Origin of the sequence: Nocardia sp. NPDC006982 (genome assembly GCF_042869435.1) — a bacterium.
Lineage (GTDB): Bacteria > Actinomycetota > Actinomycetes > Mycobacteriales > Mycobacteriaceae > Nocardia.
In genome coordinates this window covers 508,224-526,018 of sequence record NZ_JBIAFV010000005.1, presented here as the reverse complement: position 1 = coordinate 526,018, position 17,795 = coordinate 508,224, and the positions used below count along the sequence as shown (strand labels likewise).

Genomic DNA, 17,795 nt, shown 5'->3' with positions numbered 1-17,795 from the left:
CTCGCCCTATCGCAAGGGCTGAAAGGGCACCTTCGGCGAATCGTCCCTGCGCGAATGAGTAGCTGGAATGAGTAGTTCGGCGGACGTCGGACCTGCCGGTTCCTTCGTAATCTCGCAGCAATCACCGCACCCGGCGGTGGCTCGAAGGTAGGAGAGACCATGCCGTTCATCAACATCACCCGCACGCCCGGAGTGGGATTGCCGGAGTACCACGCGGTCGTGGCCGAACTCGGGGGTGAGCCGATCGCGGGGCAATTGCTGCATATCGTCGGGGTGTCCGACGGGGCATTGCACATCGTCGACGTCTGGGAATCGGCGGCCGCGGCCGACCGATACGCGGCCGAACGGCTGTTCCCGGCATTCGAACGCGCGGGGGTGCGTCCGGGGCCGGACGCGAGCATCCACGCATTCGAAGGCGATGTGAGCACCGACGGCCTGACCGAACACGAGGCGTCCTAGTCGCGATGCCGGCTCGTGCGCACCACCGCGCGGGTAATGTCAACGTCTCGGAGGTGGCGCGTGTCGACCGAGCTGATCGGGCGGGGAGACGAACTTGCCGATCTGCTCCGCTGGCTCGACGCTGCGGTGAACGGAAATCCGCAGTTGGTCGTGTGTTCCGGCGAGGCGGGTATCGGCAAGACCCGTTTGGTGTCCGAACTGGCCGAGCGCGCACAGGCGCAGGGTGTGCGCACGCTGTGGACCCGGGCGCTGGAACTGCCCGACGCACCGCCGTTCTGGCTGTGGCGGCAGGCCCTTGCCGATCTACCGGCCGTCGATGTCGCACCGGTCGAGCGCACCGCGCTGTTCGAAAGCTTCGCCGATCGTCTCGATGGCACCGCGGCCCTGTTCGTCATCGATGACATCCACTGGGCCGACGAACCGTCGCTGCAGGCGCTGCTGCATCTGATCCGGAATCTGCGTGGTAAGCGAATCCTGGTGTGCGCCACCGAACGTGACGCGGTATCCGATGCCGCGACCGGCTGGCGGGCGATCAAACCGGATCTGCTGCGGGAGCCGGTAACCAGGACACTCGGCCTGACCGGTCTGTCCCCGGAGAATTCGGCACAGTGCCTGCAGGCCGAGGCCGGACGGGTCGTCCCGGATCGGATCACCTTCGACGCCTACACGATGACTGCTGGAAACCCGTTCTACCTGCGCGAGCTTGGGCGATCGCTGCAGGAGACGGGTGCGCTGCAACTGCCCGCGACCCTGCGCGAGGTGGTCCGCGGCCGACTGGTGCCGCTCGCGCCGCGCACCCAGGAGTTGCTGCGGGCGTCCTCGATTCTCGGCGAGGAGTTTCCGATCGCGGTGGCGTCGCGGTTGATCGGCAGGCCCGCGCTGGAGTGTCTGGCCGCGGTGGACGAGGCCGTCGCGGCGGGATTACTGGTGGTTGGCACGGAGCCGGGCGCGGTGCGATTCGGGCATGCGCTGGTGCGTGCCGCACTGCAGGAAAGTCTGTTGCTGCAGCAGCGGGTGATCCTGCACGCCAGGGCGGCACAGGCTATCGAGGAACTGTATCCCGATGCGCTGGAACAGCATTCGGCGGCATTGGCCCGACATTGGGCGGGTGCGGCGGTGACCGGCGAGCACGGTCCCGCGGTGCACTGGGCGCGTCGCGCGGGCGATGCGGCATTGCGGGAATTGGCGTTCGAGGAAGCCGTGCGGCTCTACGGTCTGGCGCTCGACCATGCCGCCGGATCGGCCGCCGCCGATCGCGGCAGATTGCTGCTGGTCAGGGCGACGGCGAGGCTGCGGGCGGGTGATCTGGGGGCGGCCCGCGCGGATTGCGTTGCCGCGCTGACCATCGGCCGTCGCGTCGGTGATGCCACCCTGATCGCGGAATGCGCATTGGTGCTGGAACCGGTCGGCGATCGTGTCTGGGATCGCGACATTCGTGAATGGTGCACGGAGGCACTGGAATTCGACGGTGTGTCGGATCTCCTGCGGACGCGACTGCTCGCGCGCTCGACGGAGGCTTCGGTCTATTTGGGTCTGCTCGACGATGTCGACGAGACGAGCCGGGCCGCACTGCAGCTCGCCGACGCATTCGGCGATCCGGAGGCGATGGTGGCCGCCTTGCGTGCCCGTCAACTCGCCTGCGCCGCACCGGAACACCGGGTGGAGCGCGCCGAGTTGGCCGCCCGGATGACGGATGCCGGACTGAGCCTGCGCAGCCCATCGATCGAACTGTGGGGCAGGCTTTGGGCCATCGACTCGCATTGGGAGCGTGGCGAACTCGCGGCGATCGGCAGTGAGCTCTCGCGGCTGCGCTGGTGTGTGCGGCATACCGGCGGGCCGATGGCGCGCTGGAATCTGCTGGTGGCCGAGGCGGCCTTGGCACAGGGGCACGGGGATCTGGACGAGGCGCTGCGGCTCGGCGGGCAGGCGCGCGAACTGGCCGAATCGATCGGCCATCCCGCGGGTTACGGCGCGTATCGAGCGCTGGTGGGCACCATCGGCCATCACCGCGGCCACCTCGATATCAGCTTCGAGTTACCGCCGTTGTCCATGCGCGGTGAGGTCCGCAACGAGATCTTCGCCCGGCTGGGCACGGCATTTTCACTGGTCGAAGACGGTCGCACCGCAGAGGCCGAACCGCTGTATCGCGGGCTCGGTCCGCCCGAAGAGTGGGTGATCCCGCCGTACTTCGTGCTCAACGCGCTGGTGGTCGGCGGTTCCGTCGCACTGGCTCTCGGCCTGGACCAGGACATTCGCTACTTCGCGCAGCGCCTCGCCCTGTATCGCGACGGTCATGCGGTCGGCGGAGGCGGCAACGGACACTACCTCGGCCCGGTCACCCTGTGGCTCGGCAAATTTGCGGCAGCCCTCGGCGATTCAGCCACCGCCGAACAGGATCTCGGCACCGCGCGCAAGATCTGTCGCGAGATCGGCGCCCGCTGCTTCGCCGTGGAAGCCGATTGTGAACTGGCCGACCTCCTGATCCGCCGCGGCGCCACCGAGGACGGTGTAACCATGGCCAAATCCGCACTGCCACTGGCGGAGTCATGCGGTATGGCCCCCTGGGTGCAGCGCCTGCGCGCCCTCGCCGCGACACCGCTGAACCGCGCGATGCTCTCCCCACGGGAACGCGAAGTCGCCGCTCTCGTCGCGGCCGGCAAGAGCAACCGCGAAATCGCGACCGCACTGGTGTTATCCGAGCGCACCGCGCAGAACCACGTCCAACACATCCTGACCAAGCTCGGATTCACCAACCGCAGCCAGATCGCGGCCTGGGCGAGCAGGAACCCGGTTCCGAAGTAACGGTTGTGTTGCTATGGGCTCACACGGCGTTGATTTCGCCGGAATTGGGAATCCTTGGTCACACGTCCCGTGAGCGGAATGAGGTGCCACATGAACACAGTGGTATGCGGCGATTGCTGGCGTCGCGAAAACTTGACGTTCGCACAGCGACTGGACCCGGCATTCATCCGGCCCGGATTTGCCTATCTGTGCCCCGAGCACCGAGCCTGTCGGGCCGAAACGCTCGGTCGGCCCGAGCTCGGACAATCGGCGGCGTGAACCCTCGAAACCAACGCGCACCCCAGCGAATTTCGCTGGCGGTCAAGGCGCGTCGGGCAATGAACCGGTACGTCCGCGTTCGCGCTCCGCGGCGGTGGCGAGGTAATCGCCCAACTCGCGGCGCAGCGTGACATCGAGCGACCGGACCAGGGTGGCGTGCACCGAGGCGACGGCCAGTTCGCGCATTTTGTTGAGCATCGTTGTGGTGTCGGCGATTTCGCTGCTGGTCTCGGGCAGCCAGCCGGGCCCGTGTTCGTCGACGATGTGCTGTTTGGCGGCCGTGATCATGATGTGGGTGATGTCATCGATGCGGTCGGCGACCTTGGCGTAGATCTCGATCAGCGTGCGCAGTTCCAGGCCGTATTCGTGTAGTTCGGCGAATGAGGTGAGCAGTGCGGTATCGGTGAAGGCGACGGTATCGCCCTCGATCCGCACCAGCTTCATCTCCGCGAGCCGGTCGACGAGTTCGTCGGTATCGGTGCCGAGAATGGTCCCGATCAGTTCGCGGGGCACCTCGAAGGTTTCGTCCTTCGCCCAGGGGGCCGTCACCGCGTGCTGCAGGCCGAGCACCTCGGTGAGGTCCTTGCCGGTTTCCCAGCTGGTGATGAAATCGGCGATATGGGCGGTGGTGAAGCCGCGCTGCAGCAGCGCGTCGATGAGTCGCAGCCGCTCCAGATGCGAATCGTCGTAGATGCTGGCGCGCCCGTCCTTGCCGACCGGGGGCGGTAGCAGTCCGCGTTCCTGGTAGGCGCGCACATTCCGGCTCGTGGTGCCCGCGGCGCGGGCGAGATCATCGATCCGGTACTCCGGCACCGATATCACCTCCCATAGCGACTAGGGCACGCTTGCACCGGCGGCCGGAACACGGTCTTCGAACCGACCGAGTCTAGCGTCCCGACCACCGGTACTCGTCACCTAGGAAACCGCCGCGATCCGCTGCTCCGTCGTGCGCGCGGCCGGTACGGAGTGGTAGTCATCGAGGTTCACTGTCCGCAGCTGGCCGACGTACTGGGTGGCGAAACCCGGATACATGGTCGCATTGAACCCGTCCTCGGTGAGATACCAACTGCGGCAGCCGGAGTTCCACGTGGTGCTGCCCAGGCGCCGCTGGATCGCCGCGTTGTAGCGGTCCTGCCGGTCCTTGCGCACATCGAGTATGCGCAGATCCCGGTCCAGGATGGTGCCGATCGCGCTCACCAGATAGTCGATCTGGGCCTCCATGTACACCAGCGCCGAATTGTGTCCCGGCCCCGAATTCGGCCCGAAGGTGAAGAACAGATTCGGGTACCCGGATACCGCGATGCTCTTGTACGCATACGCGCCGCGCTGCCACTCCTCGGCCAGTACCCGCCCGTCCCGGCCGACGACCGGGACGGGTGTGCCCGTCTTGGAGACATCGAATCCGGTGGCGAAGACGATGCAATCAGCTTGGTGCTCAACACCTTCCGCAGTGCGGATGCCGTGTTCGGCAATGCGGGCGATCGGCCAGGTGACCAGCTTGCAGTTGTCGCGTTGCAGGGCAGGGTAGTAGTCGTCGGTCATCAGCAGTCGCTTGCATCCGGCGCGGAAGTCCGGGGTGAGCTGGCGGCGCAGCCACGGATCTTTCACCTGCCTGCGCAGTTGGGCCCGCCCGACCAATTCGACGACCCTGGTCAGCGGGGTATTCCACACCACGCCGAGCGCGACGGATTCATGCCCGTAGAACCAGGCCAGACGCGAGAGGGATTCTGCCGCGGGCACCCGCCGGTATAGCTGTTTGGTCAGCGGGGTGGTGCGCCGATTGACCCGGGGCAGCACCCATCCCGGCGTCCGCTGGAACACCTTGACCGAGGCCGCCCGCTCCACCAGCTCCGGAATGATCTGCACCGCACTGGCCCCGGTGCCGACGACCGCCACCTTCTTACCGGTGAAGTCGTAGTCGTGATCCCAACGGGCACTGTGGATCTTGTGCCCCCGGTACTCCTCTATGCCGGGGATGCTCGGCAGACTCGCGTTGGCCAGCGGCCCGGATGCCAAGACCACCGCCCTGGCGCGGATGGCCTCCGCCCGGTCCTCGATCGTGATGTGCCAGAGCCCGGCGTCCTCGTCGAACGCGATTCCGGTGACATTGTGGCCGAAGCGGAAGTGCTTGTGCAGTCCGAACTTCGCGGCCATCGACTCGATATAGCCGAGGATTTCACCGCTGCCGGAGTAGGTGTGCGACCAATCCGGATTCGGCGCGAAACTGTAGGAGTACAGCCGCGACGGAATATCGCACGCCGCTCCGGGATAGGTGTTGTCGCGCCAGGTTCCGCCGATCGCGGTGCCGCGTTCGAAGATCGCGAAGTCGCCGATTCCCTTTTGCTTCAGGCGAATCGCGGCGCCGATTCCGGCGAATCCGCCGCCGATAATGGCGACATCCAAGGTTTGCCCACCCGTCGCCCGGCCGCCGCCCCTCATCGAATCGCTGCGCGATGCTGTATTCATCTCGTCCTTCGTCATGCCGCGGGCTCGTACGTGAGTTCCTTGGACCAGGTCGGCTGGGGGCGCAGCAGCCGCTTCGGCACCCGGGCGGTGATCTTGACCAGCGCGTCGGCAAGCAGGTGATAGGGGTGGCCGCGGTTGATCACCCAGCCGCCGTGCATCTTCACGATCTGATACATCGGCAGTCTGCGCGCGAATTCACTGCGCTCGCCGACATTCGCGTAGCGCTTCAGCGCCGAATACAACTTCTCCTCGTCTACGCCCATCTCGACGATGTTGTCGCGCATCTTGTTCAGCAGCGGCACATAGCTGAGCACGCCGATGATGAACGTCGGCTTGGCCCACCCGCCGACCAGATCGATGAGCAGCTTGCGCATCTGTGCGTGACCGAGCAGATCCATCACCGCGAAATCCACAGCCAGATGCCGGGATTCGTCGGCATTTATCTTCTTGAAGGCCTCCTGGCAGATCGGATCCTCGATTTCGTCCATGATGAACTTGATCAGCGCACCGTCCAGCGCCACCTCCAGCATCGGAATCACCGTGCCGAGGAACGACAGCGACATATCGTCGGAGTACTGGTCCAGGAAGTCGATGACCAGCTTGACGTTCACATTCGGCTGCGGAATCTCATCGCCGTCGAGCATGCCCCAGCGCCGCATCAGCGCGAGTTCGGCATTAGCATGCTTCTGCTCCTCGGCGTGGAAGTAGCGGTAGATCTCGCGCAGCGTTTCGGTCGGCGCCTTCTTCGCCATGGCGGCGAAGCCGCGCGCACCGACATTCTCGATCCACATCAGATCGGCCATGAACGGCTTGAGTTTCGCGTGCAGTTCGGGCGAAATCGTTTCCGCGCCGGGGGCATCCCAGTCGATATCGGCCAGCGCCCACTGTCGATCCTTGATCTTGCGGAGCATGTCGTCGAAGTCCATACCGTTGCGATCGCTTGCGGGTCGCTCGAAAGGGCCAGCGTTGGCCATGATCAGACTCCCGTCTTGTCGGAGACCGAGGTCCGGTCTGTGGTGGTCGAGTTCTCCTGTGGCAGTAGCCGATCCAGGAGTCCGAGGGCATAGGTGTACTGGGCGGGGAAGTAGCGCTTGAGCAGCCAGATGAGGTGCGCGTCGAGTTGTGGCAGCACATACAGCTGCCCGCGGTCGTGTGCGTCGAGGGTGGTGCGCGCGACGCTGTCGGGGGAGAAGCCGGTCAGGCGCATGAGGGTGTCGGCCAATCGGGCCGATTGCGGTGTAATGCGGCCGTCGCGAGCCACATTCGTCTTGACGAAGGTCGGGCACAGCACGGTGATCGCCACTCCGCTGCCGCTCATCTCGGCGGCCATGGTCTCCGAAAGCGAAAGCACCGCGGCCTTGGACGCGTTGTAGACCGCCATCGATGGTGCGGCGGCGAAGGCGGCCGCGGAGGCGACATTGATGATGCCGCCACGGGAGGCGGCGCGCAGTTTCGGTGCGAAGATCTCGCATCCGTGCACCACACCCCACAGGTTGATGCCGAGCGCCCACTCCCAGTCGTCGAAACCGATTTCGCCTACCGGCTTTCCGCCGATGCCGACACCGGCATTGTTGACCACCAGCGTGACCGGGCGTTCGAACAGCGATTCGGCGAAGCGTGCAAGCACTTCCACCTCCTCGCGCCGCGAAACGTCGCAGCGGAACGCATGCGCGGCACCTGGATGGTTGCGCTCGATGAGGGCGACGGTCTCATCGGCGCGGGATTCATCGATATCGGCGCAGATCACCTGTCCACCGCGTTCGGCGATTTCGAGTGCGAAGGCCCGGCCGATACCGCTGCCCGCACCGGTCACCACCGCGCGGGCGCCGTGGCTGCGCCGCGGTCGGATACCGATCGGAATGAGCCTTTCCAGTCCGAACATCTCAGCTCACCTTCTTCGTGACGGTCTGGGAAATCAGTGCGGTACGCAGGAATTCGGCGGCCCGATCCAATGCCCTGTCCGCCTCCGGAACCAGCAGCGGCAACGCTTGGAAGACGTGCACCTGGCCCGGCCAGATCTCGAGTGCGCAGTCGCCGCCCGCATCGCGCACCATCGCGTGCAGGTGTCGGGCGTCGGCGCAGAGCATTTCGGCGCCGCCCGCCTGGATCAGCAGCGGCGGCATGGCCATGCCCGGCGGAATTCGGAGCCGCAAGCGCGGTGCGTCGGCGGGCAGGTCGCGGGTGTAGGCGTGCGGGAGCCGACCGGCCGCGCGGGCCGAGATGACCGGATCCCGTTGCCGCCGTTCCTGTTCAGCGGCCAAACCGAGGGTCAGATCGATCAGTGGGGAGAACATCGCGACGGCGGCGGGTTGCGGCCGGGCGTGGCGGTCGTTCTCGATCAGCAGATCCAGCGCCAGATGCCCACCCGCGGAATCGCAGGCGATCACCAGGTCTTCTGCGGTGAAACCGCGGTCGAGCAGCCAGCGGTATCCGGCCTCGACATCATCGGCGGCGGCCGGAAACCGATGCTCCGGCGCGAGCCGGTAGTCGGTGAGGAAGACCGGCAGTCCGGTCTTCCTGGACAGTTGTGCGGCCAAGCCGCGGTGGGTGCGGGCCGAGCAGAGGACGTAGCCGCTGCCGTGAATGTAGTAGATGGCGCGCTGTCCGAAATCCACGCCGGGCGCGCGGACCCATTCGCCGCGAACAGCGCCGGACCTGACCTGGACGACGGATATGCCACGCGGCGTCGGACCCGCCGTAGCCATGATCGTCGCGATCAGCTTGCGTGCGAACCACACTCCCGGTGCGTTCATGGGCACCGCATTGTTCAGCGGCCGCAGCCCGATCTCGCATGCCGCGGCAGCGAGTCTGGACCGTGCCGACGGCACCGTAGGAACGCCGGGGACCGAGGTCCTCGTTGACCTTGTCATGACCTAAGCGTCAGGCATGAATGTGCCAGTTGTCAATGGCACATTTAAAACAGGCGGTTTACGGCGCGGCCATTATGGGCCAGGTCTCGATCAAGTCGGAAAGAATGCGGCGCTGACCGTTCAGCCTTCACGACAGGGTCCTGAAGCGCCCCGCGGTGGATCACCAGTGCGCGTAGCCGAAGCCGGCACCGACCTGGGGCCTGGGCGGGTCAGTAACCCCGTTCGGTATCGATCGGAGCGAGCAGATCGCGCCCGGTGGTGAAGCGCTGCACATTCGCCCCGACATGGTCCGCGAAAGCCGCGAGCCGCAGCTGCGGGGGATTCGAATCATGCGGTGTGACAATGGCATTCGGCAGCACCCAGAGCGGGTGGCCGTCCGGCAGCGGTTCGGGATCGGTGACATCGAGTCCGGCGCCGGCGATCGCGCCGGAGGCCAGTGCGGCCACCAGTGCGTCGGTATCGATGAGGCTGCCGCGCGCCACATTGATCACCCAGGAAGACGGCTTCAGCCGGGCCAGTTCCTCGGCTCCGACCAGGTGTTTCGTCTCGGGCGTCGCGGGTGCGGCGATCACTACGTGATCGGTGCGCGGCCAGATACGGGCGAGATGTTCGGCCGGAAGGGTCTCGACGGTGTCCGGGATGCCGGGTCCGGTCACCGGGCGGCCCGAGCGATTGACGGCGATGATGTGCACGCCGAGCGGGACGAGCATGGGAATCAGCGCGCGCCCGATCCCGCCGGCGCCGACAACGGTCACCGTCTTGCCGTGCAGTGTGCCGACATGCGGGAAGAAATCGTACTGTCGCCAACTGCCCGCCCGCAGGTGCTCCGGCAGATAGCGCACTCCGGCGAGCAGCAGCATCAGTGCGTGTTCGGCCACGCTGGCGGCGAAAGCGCCTGCGGCGGAGGTGAATCGAACCTCCGGATGCCGAGCGAGAATGCCCGCGGTGAACCAGTCTTCGACACCGGCCGCGGGCAACTGCACCCATTCGACGGACGGCGGCAACTCGTCCGGGAATTCACCTGGCCCGCCCGCCCAGATCAAGGCGCGAGCCTGCGGCAGATCCGCGACGGTCGCGCCGCCCTCGACCACGGCCTTGCGCAGCAACGTCGGCGCCGGCGTCGACGGGCCGATCGCGACCGGCACCGGAACCTCGGTGGGGCTCATGGACGACCTCCTGACGCGGGCAAAACCACTGGCATGCCGCCTGCGGCTGACTTCGAAGCGAACCGTAGCACCGGTGTCTTTTGTCCGGTCCGTGGCCACTCGGCTGCGGTCAGTCTTCGTCGAGGTCGACGTCCAGATTGTCGCGTTCGGCCCACTCCAGCAGTTGGTCGATGCGGAACACCGCCTCGTCGATGCCCTCGTGTAGATCACCGAATTCGGCGAAGCGGGCGGGGACCGTCTTCATGGTGAAGTCGCGCGGGTCGACGTCGGGTATCTCGTCCCAGCGGATAGGGGTCGAGACCGTCGCCTCCGGGACGCCGCGCACTGAATAGGCGGCGGCGATGGTGTGGTCGCGGGCATTCTGGTTGTAGTCGACGAACAGCAGTTTCGGATCGCGGTCCTTGCGCCACCAGGTGGTGGTCACATCGTCGGGTGCGCGGCGCTCGACCTCGTGCGCGAAGGCCAGCGCCGCCCGGCGAACTTCGGTGAAACCCCACTCCGGCGCGATGCGTACATAGATGTGTATGCCCTTGCCGCCGGAGGTTTTCGGCCAGCCGACCGCGCCCAGCTCGTCGAGCACTTCCTGCGCGACGCTCGCGACTCGCTGCACCCGCGACCACGGGCAATCCGGCATCGGGTCCAGGTCGATGCGCCATTCGTCGGGGCGCTCTGTGTCATCGCGGCGCGAGTTCCACGGATGGAACTCGACGGTGGACATCTGCACCGCCCAGATGACATCGGCCAGCTTGTCCACGCAGAGTTCGTCCGCATGTCGGCTGTAGCGCGGAAAGAAGACGCGCACGGTCGGAATCCAGTCCGGCGCGCCGGCGGGCAGTCGTTTCTGATGCACCTTGTCGCCTGCGAGCCCCTTGGGGAACCGGTGCAGCATGCACGGCCTGTCCCGCAGCGCGCGGACGATGCCGTCGCCGACGCTCAGGTAGTACTGCACCAGGTCGAGCTTGGTCGCGCCGGACTCCGGGAAGTAGATCCGGTCCGGGTTGGTGATGCGAACGGTGCGGTCGCCGACATCGAGTTCGACTGCGGGCGACGCGGACTTACTGGCCACGTGTCCGACGATAACGGCTCGGTGGGGCCGCTGCCCGCATCCCACGGGATATACAGGCCAAACTGTGTAGCTAAAACTGTACAGTTGAGACTGGATAAATTAGAGTCGATGGTATGGACGAGAAGATCTCCGAATCGGCCGTCCGAGCCGCCAGTGAGGTGCGGGTTGTCGTCGGCAGGCTGCGGCGGCGCCTGCGCGAACTGGCCGCCGATGACGACCTCACCCCTTCGCAGGCGGCGGTGCTGAGTCGCTTGGATCGGGACGGCGCGGCCTCCACCAGTGATCTGGCGGCGGCAGAACGGGTCCGGCCGCAGTCGATGGCGATGACCGTCGCGGCACTGGATAGGTACGGATTCGTGGAGCGTCGTCCGGATCCCACGGACGGGCGCAGGCAATTGCTGTCGTTGTCCGACGCAGGCCGTGAGCGACTGAAGGGCGACCGGCAGGTGCGTCAGGAGTGGTTGGCGCGCACGCTGCACGAGCGGTACACGGAGGCGCAGCGGCGCACCATCCTCGAGGCCCTGGCACTGCTCGACGATGTGGCGCAATCATGACGGCCGTCGAAGAGCGCTCCGAATCATCCACTGATGTAAGGGGATTCGATCGCAGGCTGATCGCGCCGATGATTCTCGGCTCGATTCTGAATCCGATCAACTCCTCGATGCTGGCGGTGGCGCTGGTGCCGATCGGCAAGGCGTTCGGCGCGCCGCCATCGGAAACCATCTGGCTGGTGTCGGCGCTGTATCTGGCCACCGCGGTCGGGCAGCCGGTGGTCGGGCGGCTCGTCGACCGATACGGACCGCGCACGCTCTATCTGCTCGGTACGGCTTTGGTCGGTATCGCGGGCCTGCTCGGTGCTTTCGCACCCGGGCTCGGTGTCCTGATCCTGTCGAGGGTGCTGCTCGGCTTCGGCACATCGGCGGCGTATCCGGCCTCGATGTTCTTGTTGCGCAGCGAATCCGAGCGCACCGGGTTGCAGAGCCCGGCCGGGGTGCTCGCCATGTTGTCGATCGCCAATCAGGTGATGGCGGTGGTCGGGCCGACGCTGGGTGGGGCGCTGATCGGTGTCGGCGGTTGGCATCTGATCTTCACCGTCAATGTGCCGTTATCGCTGGCCTGTCTGGTGCTCGGGCGGATGAGTTTGCCCAAGTTGGCCGAACTACCCGCGAGCGTGCGGGCACGGCAGGGCGGTGGCGTGGATATCACCGGCATGGTGTTGTTCGCCGGAACGCTGGTCGCTGCGATGCTTTTTCTGATGAAACCGACTGTCGCACACTGGTATCTGCTCGTGCTCGCCGGTGTGGTGGGTATCGGATTCGTGTTGCGGGAGTTGCGCGCCGCCCAGCCGTTCATCGATCTGCGGGTGCTCGGCGGCAATGCGCCGTTGCTGGCCACCTATGGCCGGCAGGTGCTCGCGTTCGTCACGGCTTATGCCTTCCTGTACGGCTTTACGCAATGGCTGGAGGAGGGACGGTCGCTGAGTGCGTCCGTGGCCGGATTGGTGCTTTTGCCGATGTCGTTGAGCGCCATCGCGATTACCGCGATCACCGGGCGGCGCCACCAGGTGCGCGGCAAGCTCGTCGCAGGTGGTCTGCTGCAGGTCGCGGCGTGTGCGTGCCTGCTGTTACTCGGTCCGCACACCGGGATATGGCTGCTCGTGGTGATCGGTGTGCTGAGCGGTCTGCCGCAGGGGCTCAACGGACTCGCCAATCAGAATGCCCTGTACCACCAGGCAGATCCGGCGCGGATGGCGTCGTCGGCCGGATTATTGCGCACCGGAACGTATCTCGGTGCGCTGATCGCGGCGGCGGCGAATGCCGCGGTATTCCCGCACGCCGCGGACAGTGCTGGAGTGCACGAGCTGGCACTGTTGCTGCTCGTCGTGTCGGTGCTGCTGGTCATTGTCACGCTCACCGACCGCTCGCTCGCACGGGTGGATGCGACTGCACCTGATCTTGTTATGGCCCAAGATACTTCAGCTCAGAAAGGGTAATTCATGCCGGTCACCACACTCGACGAGCGCACTGCCCTGGTCGTCATCGACCTCCAGCAAGGCATTGTCGCCGCACCGCGCCAACCGCATTCGGCTGCCGCAGTCGTCGAGAATTCCGCCGCACTCGCCCACGCGTTCCGGGAGCACGGCCTGCCGGTCGTGCTTGTCCGCGTCTCGTTCGCGCTCGATGGTGCCGATCAGGTGAAGGGGCGCAATGAATTTCCGTATCCGGGCGGAAATCCGCCCGAGGGTTGGGACCGGATCGTGGACGAGCTGACCGGCCATCCGGAGGATATCCACGTCACCAAGCGCAATTGGGGCGCCTTCTACGGCACCGACCTCGATCTGCAACTGCGCCGCCGCGGCATCACCCAGATCGTGCTCGTCGGAATCGCCACCAGCATCGGCGTCGAATCCACCGCCCGCGCCGCGCACGAACACGGTTACCACGTCACCCTGGCCGTCGACGCCATGACCGACTCGGACGCCGAGGCGCACCAGCACAGCATCAGCAAGATCTTCCCGCGCCTCGGCGAAACCGGCAGCACCGCCGAGATCGTCGAACTGCTCGCCGCGACCCGCTGACCCGCGGCTTCGCCGGTTGTGAACACCGGTGCCATCCGGAGCGAACGGGCGCACACTGGCGAGATGATGACCAAGCTGATGCGAGCGATTCGTCGACTGTTCGGCCGGGGCGCGGTGCCCGCCGGTGGAGGTCAGGGGCCCGGTGAGGCCGGTGGCGGTGCCGCGGGCGTCCGCGAGCCGCGCAGGCCGATACCGCCGGATACCAGCCTGAGCGACACCGTGCGGATCGAGCCGGACCCGCCGACGCTTCGACTACCGGACGCGCGCCAGTAGGACGTGACCGGTAGTCACCGACGCGGGATCAATCGGGCCTGCGCAGTTCCGGCATGGGTGGTAGCTCGGTGGTGTCGGCCATCGGGTCGATGCGCTGTCTGTCCAAGGATTCGAAGAATGCCTCGGCGGAGCCGTACCGCGCTTTGACCTCTTCTAACAGCCGTTTTGCGGGCAGGTTCGTGTACATGGGCATATCGTGACCGAATAATTCTGGTCCGAAACATTAGTTAGCCAAATATTTGCCACTTTGTTAGTTGTGGTGGCGGACCAGCGCGGCAAACATCGGGCTCGCGGACGTGAGTCTAGGTCTGCGTGGCGAGTGTGAACGGCAGCACTGCCGGTGCCCCCGCGTTGCGCAGCGCATGAGCGGCCACGGTCAGCGTCCATCCGGTATCGGAGAGTGCGTCGACGAGCAGGATCGGACCATCCACCGAACTCAGGTCCGGGATCAGCCAGGAGTCGAACAGTCCGGCCACCCGGTGGGCCGAGTTCGCGGCGGACACCGGCGGCCGGTCCGGGCGCAATTGCAAGGTGCCGAGGTCACGCAGACGACCGACCTCGGCGAGGCGGGCGGCGAGGGTCGCGGTGAGCACCGGATAGCGGTGCGATTCGAGGGCCATGACCGCGGTCGGGCGCGTGGTCCAATTCCATTCGCGCAGCACCGCGATACAGGCGTCGAAGACCGCATCCGGAACCGGATCGTCGGGCGCGTCCAGCAGCGCGCGCAGGCGCTGACCCCAGCCGAGATCGGTGAGCCGACCCAGCGCACGTCCGGTCTCCGCACCGTTGGTGATCTTGCCGGACAACGGAATACCGAGTTTCGCCATCCCGGTCGGCCACTGCTTACGCGGGGCGAGATCGAGGCCGGGACGGTCGAGCCGGGCGCGGGTCGCGGCGATAGCCGAGGAGTCGATGGTGGTATCCAGGCGGGTGCCCGTGCAGTTGTCGCAGCGGCCGCAGCCGGGCGCGTCGGCTTCGAGTGCGGGCAGGCCGGGATCGTCGAGTTGGCGGCGCAGGAATTGCATCCGGCAGCCGGTGGTGCGCTGATAGTCGATCATCGCCTGCTGTTCGACCTCGCGGGCCGCGGCGAGACGTTCGTAGCGTTCGGTGTCATAGACCCACGGCTGTCCGGTGGCGATCCAGCCGCCGCGCACCCGCCGCACCGCACCGTCCACATCGAGCACCTTGAGCACCATTTCCAGGCGCGAGCGGTTCAGCTCGACCATGGGCTCGAGCGCGACGGTCGACATGGCCCGGTCGAAATCCAGTGCGTCGAGTACCGAGCGCACGATGTGTTCGCGCGGAAAGGCAACGGAGGCAAAGTAACTCCAGATCCTGGCGTCCTCCGGACCGGGCAGCAGCACCACCTCGGCGCGATCGGTGCCACGACCGGCACGACCCACCTGCTGGTAGTAGGCGATGGGGGAGGACGGCGCACCGACGTGCACCACGAAACCCAGATCGGGCTTGTCGAAGCCCATACCGAGCGCCGAGGTGGCGATGAGCGCCTTCACCTCGTTGTTCAGCAGCGCCGCCTCCAGCGCCTCGCGTTCGGCGGTATCGGTCTGCCCGGTGTAGGCGGCGACATTGTGTCCGTGCGAATTCAGCACGTCGGCGAGGTCGTGCGCGGCGGCGACGGTGAGCGTGTAGACGATGCCGGAGCCTGCCAGCTTGTCGAGGTGTCCGCTGAGCCACGCGGTGCGCTCGACGGCGTCGTCGAAACGCACCACCGACATGTGCAGCGATTCGCGATCCAGGGTGCCGCGCAGCACCAACGGGGGTGGCAAGCCGACGGAGTCGGCGGGGTGGGTAGACGCAGCGTCGGTACCTATCTGGGTGGCGACATCGGTGACCACCCGATCGTTGGCGGTCGCGGTGGTGGCGAGCACCGGCACATCGGAGCCGAGATCGGCGATCAGGGTGCGGATGCGGCGGTAGTCGGGCCGGAAGTCGTGACCCCAGTCCGAGACGCAGTGCGCCTCGTCGATCACGACCAGTCCGGCGTCGGCGGCCAGCTTTGGCAATACCTGGTCGCGGAAGTCCGGATTGTTCAGCCGCTCCGGGCTGACCAGCAGCACATCCACCTCGCCCGCCGCCACCCGATCGTGGATCTCATCCCATTCGGTGACATTGCCGGAGTTGATGGTCGCCGCGACCACGCCCGCCCGCTCGGCGGCCGCGACCTGGTTGCGCATCAGCGCCAGCAGCGGCGACACGATCACCGTCGGCCCACGCCCCGCCCGCCGCAGCAGCTTGGCCGCGATGAAATACACCGCCGACTTACCCCAACCAGTGCGCTGGACCACCAGGGCCCGCCGGCGCTGCACTATCAGCGCCTCGATCGCCGTCCACTGATCCTCGCGCAGTCTCGCCTGCGGTCCCGCGAGGTCGCGCAGCAGCTCCTCGGCCCGTTCCCGCAGATCGGGTGCGGTGAGGTCGATCGCTGAAGTACCGGCCGCGGTGGTCATGCGCTCCATCGTGCCTGATGGCACCGACATCGATACCGACGACCGTGCCGCGCGGTATCCGCTCGGGGGATCGAAGGTCCCGATCGTTACCGGTGGACATCGATATCTCCGGCGCCGCCAGGGCGGCCGAAACGGCGAAATAGCCCTGGGCAACCGACAATAGGATGAGACGATTGCTCCGCACCGTGGGACCGCGCAGGAGGCAGCCATGACCAACTACGAGCCGCCGCCGGGTTGGTCGCCACCCGGTGCCCAATTCCGCAGTACCGGTGGATTCGGCCGGACCGTTTTCGGCATACTGACCGGTCTGGTCGTGACGCCGGTCGGGATCGGACTTGCCGCGCACGCGGCGCTGGATACCCGGCAGTGGGTCATTCTCGGGTCCGCGGCCAATCGGGCCGGATCGACGTTCCAGATCGTCGGCGGGGCGCTGCTATTGCTCTTGGTGGCCGCGCTCGCCGCGTACTCACCGGCGGGCACGGTGCTGGCTGGGCTGGTCTGGGGTGCGGTGCCGGGATTCGTGTACTTCTTGTTCCCGGACGACACCTGGCGGATCATTCACGACGATCTACCGATGTTGTCCGACGAAATGCGGTTAGCGCTGATCACCTGGGTGACGAGCGGCTACGCATTCATCCTCGGCGTGCTCCTGATCGGCGCTGGCGTAGCCGGGACGCTGCGGCGGCGCTGAGCGGACGAATTGCGGCTGCTCCCACCGCAATTCGGCTGCTGGTCCTTGTCTAGAAGGTTTCGGCAAGTCCCGCAATCTGTTCGCGGACCGTGTTCGTCAACCGACGTCGCGAAGTGCCGGAGCTTGTTGTGACGACCGTAACCCGTTGTACCGCAAAGTGTTCGATCTTATTGGCGATGTGGCGAAACATTTCGCGCCACAATAACGGTAGGGCGACCTACTCCTCTTCATCGCGTATGACCTCACCCGATCGCCTCGACGTCTGCCGGACACGAACGACCCGACCATCCTGCACCACCAGATCGGTGTTATATCCGCGCGGTTTGTTGAGGTAGGTCAAGAATCTTTGACGAGGTAGCTTCGAACCGCCTGCGACGAACTTGTAGCCCGCGAGAACGTCTTCGGTACTCGACTGTCGTTTCGTCTGTCCAAGCAAAGCGACAAGCTCTGCCTCACTCATTCCGAGAACGACCTGCTCCGCACGGACAGTGTCCCTTTTCCGACCGAACATGATCCAAACCTCCTCCGTGGCCTAAGATCCCGGATCCGACCGTACTCGCACGGTCGCTGGCAGGTTGACATTCCGGCGGATTCCGAATCAGCGGAAGTCGTGGGTTGGGCTCGTCAGCATGATGCGCGTCCATTTCAGCAGCGCGAACCGAATACACCGCCGCTCCACGATCTTCGCAACACATGCG

Annotated in this window: 16 protein-coding genes; 7 read left to right on the top strand and 9 right to left on the bottom strand. The window is 66.1% G+C overall.

What is annotated here, in order from left to right; all coding sequences use genetic code 11:
• The first annotated feature begins 159 nt into the window (after positions 1-159).
• Together ACFYOW_RS23185 and ACFYOW_RS23180 are read left to right on the top strand one after the other, a co-directional pair.
• Positions 160-459 (top strand): hypothetical protein, encoded by a 300-nt coding sequence (locus tag ACFYOW_RS23185; protein WP_387291045.1) that lies wholly within the window; start codon positions 160-162, stop codon positions 457-459.
• A gap of 60 nt (positions 460-519) precedes the next feature.
• On the top strand, positions 520-3,261 hold the full coding sequence (locus tag ACFYOW_RS23180; protein ID WP_387291043.1) for an ATP-binding protein: 2,742 nt from the start codon (positions 520-522) through the stop codon (positions 3,259-3,261).
• Between the two features lie 300 nt (positions 3,262-3,561).
• On the opposite strand, the gene ACFYOW_RS23175 is transcribed toward ACFYOW_RS23180, so the two are convergent.
• From ACFYOW_RS23175 to ligD, 7 genes are all read right to left on the bottom strand, one after another.
• On the bottom strand, positions 3,562-4,332 hold the full coding sequence (locus ACFYOW_RS23175; protein ID WP_063047106.1) for a MerR family transcriptional regulator: 771 nt from the start codon (positions 4,330-4,332) through the stop codon (positions 3,562-3,564).
• A gap of 102 nt (positions 4,333-4,434) precedes the next feature.
• Positions 4,435-5,958 carry a flavin-containing monooxygenase gene (locus ACFYOW_RS23170; protein ID WP_387291423.1) on the bottom strand — a complete coding sequence of 508 codons (1,524 nt, stop codon included), beginning with the start codon at positions 5,956-5,958 and terminating at the stop codon, positions 4,435-4,437.
• A gap of 38 nt (positions 5,959-5,996) precedes the next feature.
• A complete protein-coding gene (locus ACFYOW_RS23165) occupies positions 5,997-6,911 on the bottom strand; it encodes a ferritin-like domain-containing protein (protein ID WP_387291421.1) in 915 nt (304 codons plus the stop codon).
• A gap of 50 nt (positions 6,912-6,961) precedes the next feature.
• Positions 6,962-7,867, bottom strand: coding sequence for an SDR family NAD(P)-dependent oxidoreductase (locus ACFYOW_RS23160; RefSeq protein WP_387291041.1), 906 nt, complete (start codon positions 7,865-7,867; stop codon positions 6,962-6,964).
• Position 7,868: 1 nt separating this feature from the next.
• Complete coding sequence (locus ACFYOW_RS23155; RefSeq protein WP_387291038.1) at positions 7,869-8,855, bottom strand: alpha/beta hydrolase; 987 nt, start codon at positions 8,853-8,855, stop codon at positions 7,869-7,871.
• A gap of 209 nt (positions 8,856-9,064) precedes the next feature.
• Positions 9,065-10,021, bottom strand: a complete 957-nt coding sequence (locus ACFYOW_RS23150; RefSeq protein WP_387291036.1) for a D-isomer specific 2-hydroxyacid dehydrogenase family protein — start codon at positions 10,019-10,021, stop codon at positions 9,065-9,067.
• 109 nt (positions 10,022-10,130) lie between these two features.
• On the bottom strand, positions 10,131-11,087 hold the full coding sequence (gene ligD / locus ACFYOW_RS23145) for a non-homologous end-joining DNA ligase (protein ID WP_387291034.1): 957 nt from the start codon (positions 11,085-11,087) through the stop codon (positions 10,131-10,133).
• 113 nt (positions 11,088-11,200) lie between these two features.
• Between ligD and ACFYOW_RS23140 the strand changes: the two genes are divergently transcribed.
• The 4 genes from ACFYOW_RS23140 (at position 11,201) to ACFYOW_RS23125 (ending at position 13,938) form a co-directional block, all read left to right on the top strand.
• Positions 11,201-11,641, top strand: coding sequence for a MarR family winged helix-turn-helix transcriptional regulator (locus ACFYOW_RS23140; RefSeq protein WP_387291032.1), 441 nt, complete (start codon positions 11,201-11,203; stop codon positions 11,639-11,641).
• The gene (locus ACFYOW_RS23135) at positions 11,638-13,080 is read left to right on the top strand and encodes an MFS transporter (protein WP_387291030.1); all 1,443 of its coding nucleotides are present in this window, start codon (positions 11,638-11,640) and stop codon (positions 13,078-13,080) included. The genes ACFYOW_RS23140 and ACFYOW_RS23135 overlap by 4 nt, the downstream gene beginning before the upstream one ends.
• A gap of 3 nt (positions 13,081-13,083) precedes the next feature.
• Positions 13,084-13,665 (top strand): hydrolase, encoded by a 582-nt coding sequence (locus tag ACFYOW_RS23130; RefSeq protein ID WP_387291029.1) that lies wholly within the window; start codon positions 13,084-13,086, stop codon positions 13,663-13,665.
• A gap of 63 nt (positions 13,666-13,728) precedes the next feature.
• Positions 13,729-13,938, top strand: coding sequence for a hypothetical protein (locus tag ACFYOW_RS23125; RefSeq protein ID WP_387291027.1), 210 nt, complete (start codon positions 13,729-13,731; stop codon positions 13,936-13,938).
• A 28-nt stretch (positions 13,939-13,966) separates the two neighbouring features.
• Here ACFYOW_RS23125 and ACFYOW_RS23120 read toward each other — a convergent pair whose 3' ends face one another.
• Entirely contained in the window at positions 13,967-14,125 is a 159-nt protein-coding gene (locus ACFYOW_RS23120; RefSeq protein WP_387291024.1) for a hypothetical protein, read from the bottom strand.
• Between the two features lie 115 nt (positions 14,126-14,240).
• Positions 14,241-16,415 (bottom strand): RecQ family ATP-dependent DNA helicase, encoded by a 2,175-nt coding sequence (locus ACFYOW_RS23115; RefSeq protein WP_387291021.1) that lies wholly within the window; start codon positions 16,413-16,415, stop codon positions 14,241-14,243.
• A 199-nt stretch (positions 16,416-16,614) separates the two neighbouring features.
• Between ACFYOW_RS23115 and ACFYOW_RS23110 the strand changes: the two genes are divergently transcribed.
• Positions 16,615-17,097, top strand: coding sequence for a hypothetical protein (locus ACFYOW_RS23110; RefSeq protein ID WP_387291019.1), 483 nt, complete (start codon positions 16,615-16,617; stop codon positions 17,095-17,097).
• Positions 17,098-17,795: the final 698 nt, after the last annotated feature.

Coding starts and splice junctions, on each gene's coding strand:
- ACFYOW_RS23185 (WP_387291045.1), top strand. CDS start 160: ATGCCGTTCATCAACATCACCCGCACGCCCGGAGTGGGATTGCCGGAG.
- ACFYOW_RS23170 (WP_387291423.1), bottom strand. CDS start 5,958: ATGAGGGGCGGCGGCCGGGCGACGGGTGGGCAAACCTTGGATGTCGCC.
- ACFYOW_RS23165 (WP_387291421.1), bottom strand. CDS start 6,911: ATGGACTTCGACGACATGCTCCGCAAGATCAAGGATCGACAGTGGGCG.
- ACFYOW_RS23160 (WP_387291041.1), bottom strand. CDS start 7,867: ATGTTCGGACTGGAAAGGCTCATTCCGATCGGTATCCGACCGCGGCGC.
- ACFYOW_RS23155 (WP_387291038.1), bottom strand. CDS start 8,855: ATGACAAGGTCAACGAGGACCTCGGTCCCCGGCGTTCCTACGGTGCCG.
- ACFYOW_RS23150 (WP_387291036.1), bottom strand. CDS start 10,021: ATGAGCCCCACCGAGGTTCCGGTGCCGGTCGCGATCGGCCCGTCGACG.
- ACFYOW_RS23140 (WP_387291032.1), top strand. CDS start 11,201: ATGGACGAGAAGATCTCCGAATCGGCCGTCCGAGCCGCCAGTGAGGTG.
- ACFYOW_RS23135 (WP_387291030.1), top strand. CDS start 11,638: ATGACGGCCGTCGAAGAGCGCTCCGAATCATCCACTGATGTAAGGGGA.
- ACFYOW_RS23130 (WP_387291029.1), top strand. CDS start 13,084: ATGCCGGTCACCACACTCGACGAGCGCACTGCCCTGGTCGTCATCGAC.
- ACFYOW_RS23125 (WP_387291027.1), top strand. CDS start 13,729: ATGATGACCAAGCTGATGCGAGCGATTCGTCGACTGTTCGGCCGGGGC.
- ACFYOW_RS23120 (WP_387291024.1), bottom strand. CDS start 14,125: ATGTACACGAACCTGCCCGCAAAACGGCTGTTAGAAGAGGTCAAAGCG.
- ACFYOW_RS23115 (WP_387291021.1), bottom strand. CDS start 16,415: ATGGAGCGCATGACCACCGCGGCCGGTACTTCAGCGATCGACCTCACC.
- ACFYOW_RS23110 (WP_387291019.1), top strand. CDS start 16,615: ATGACCAACTACGAGCCGCCGCCGGGTTGGTCGCCACCCGGTGCCCAA.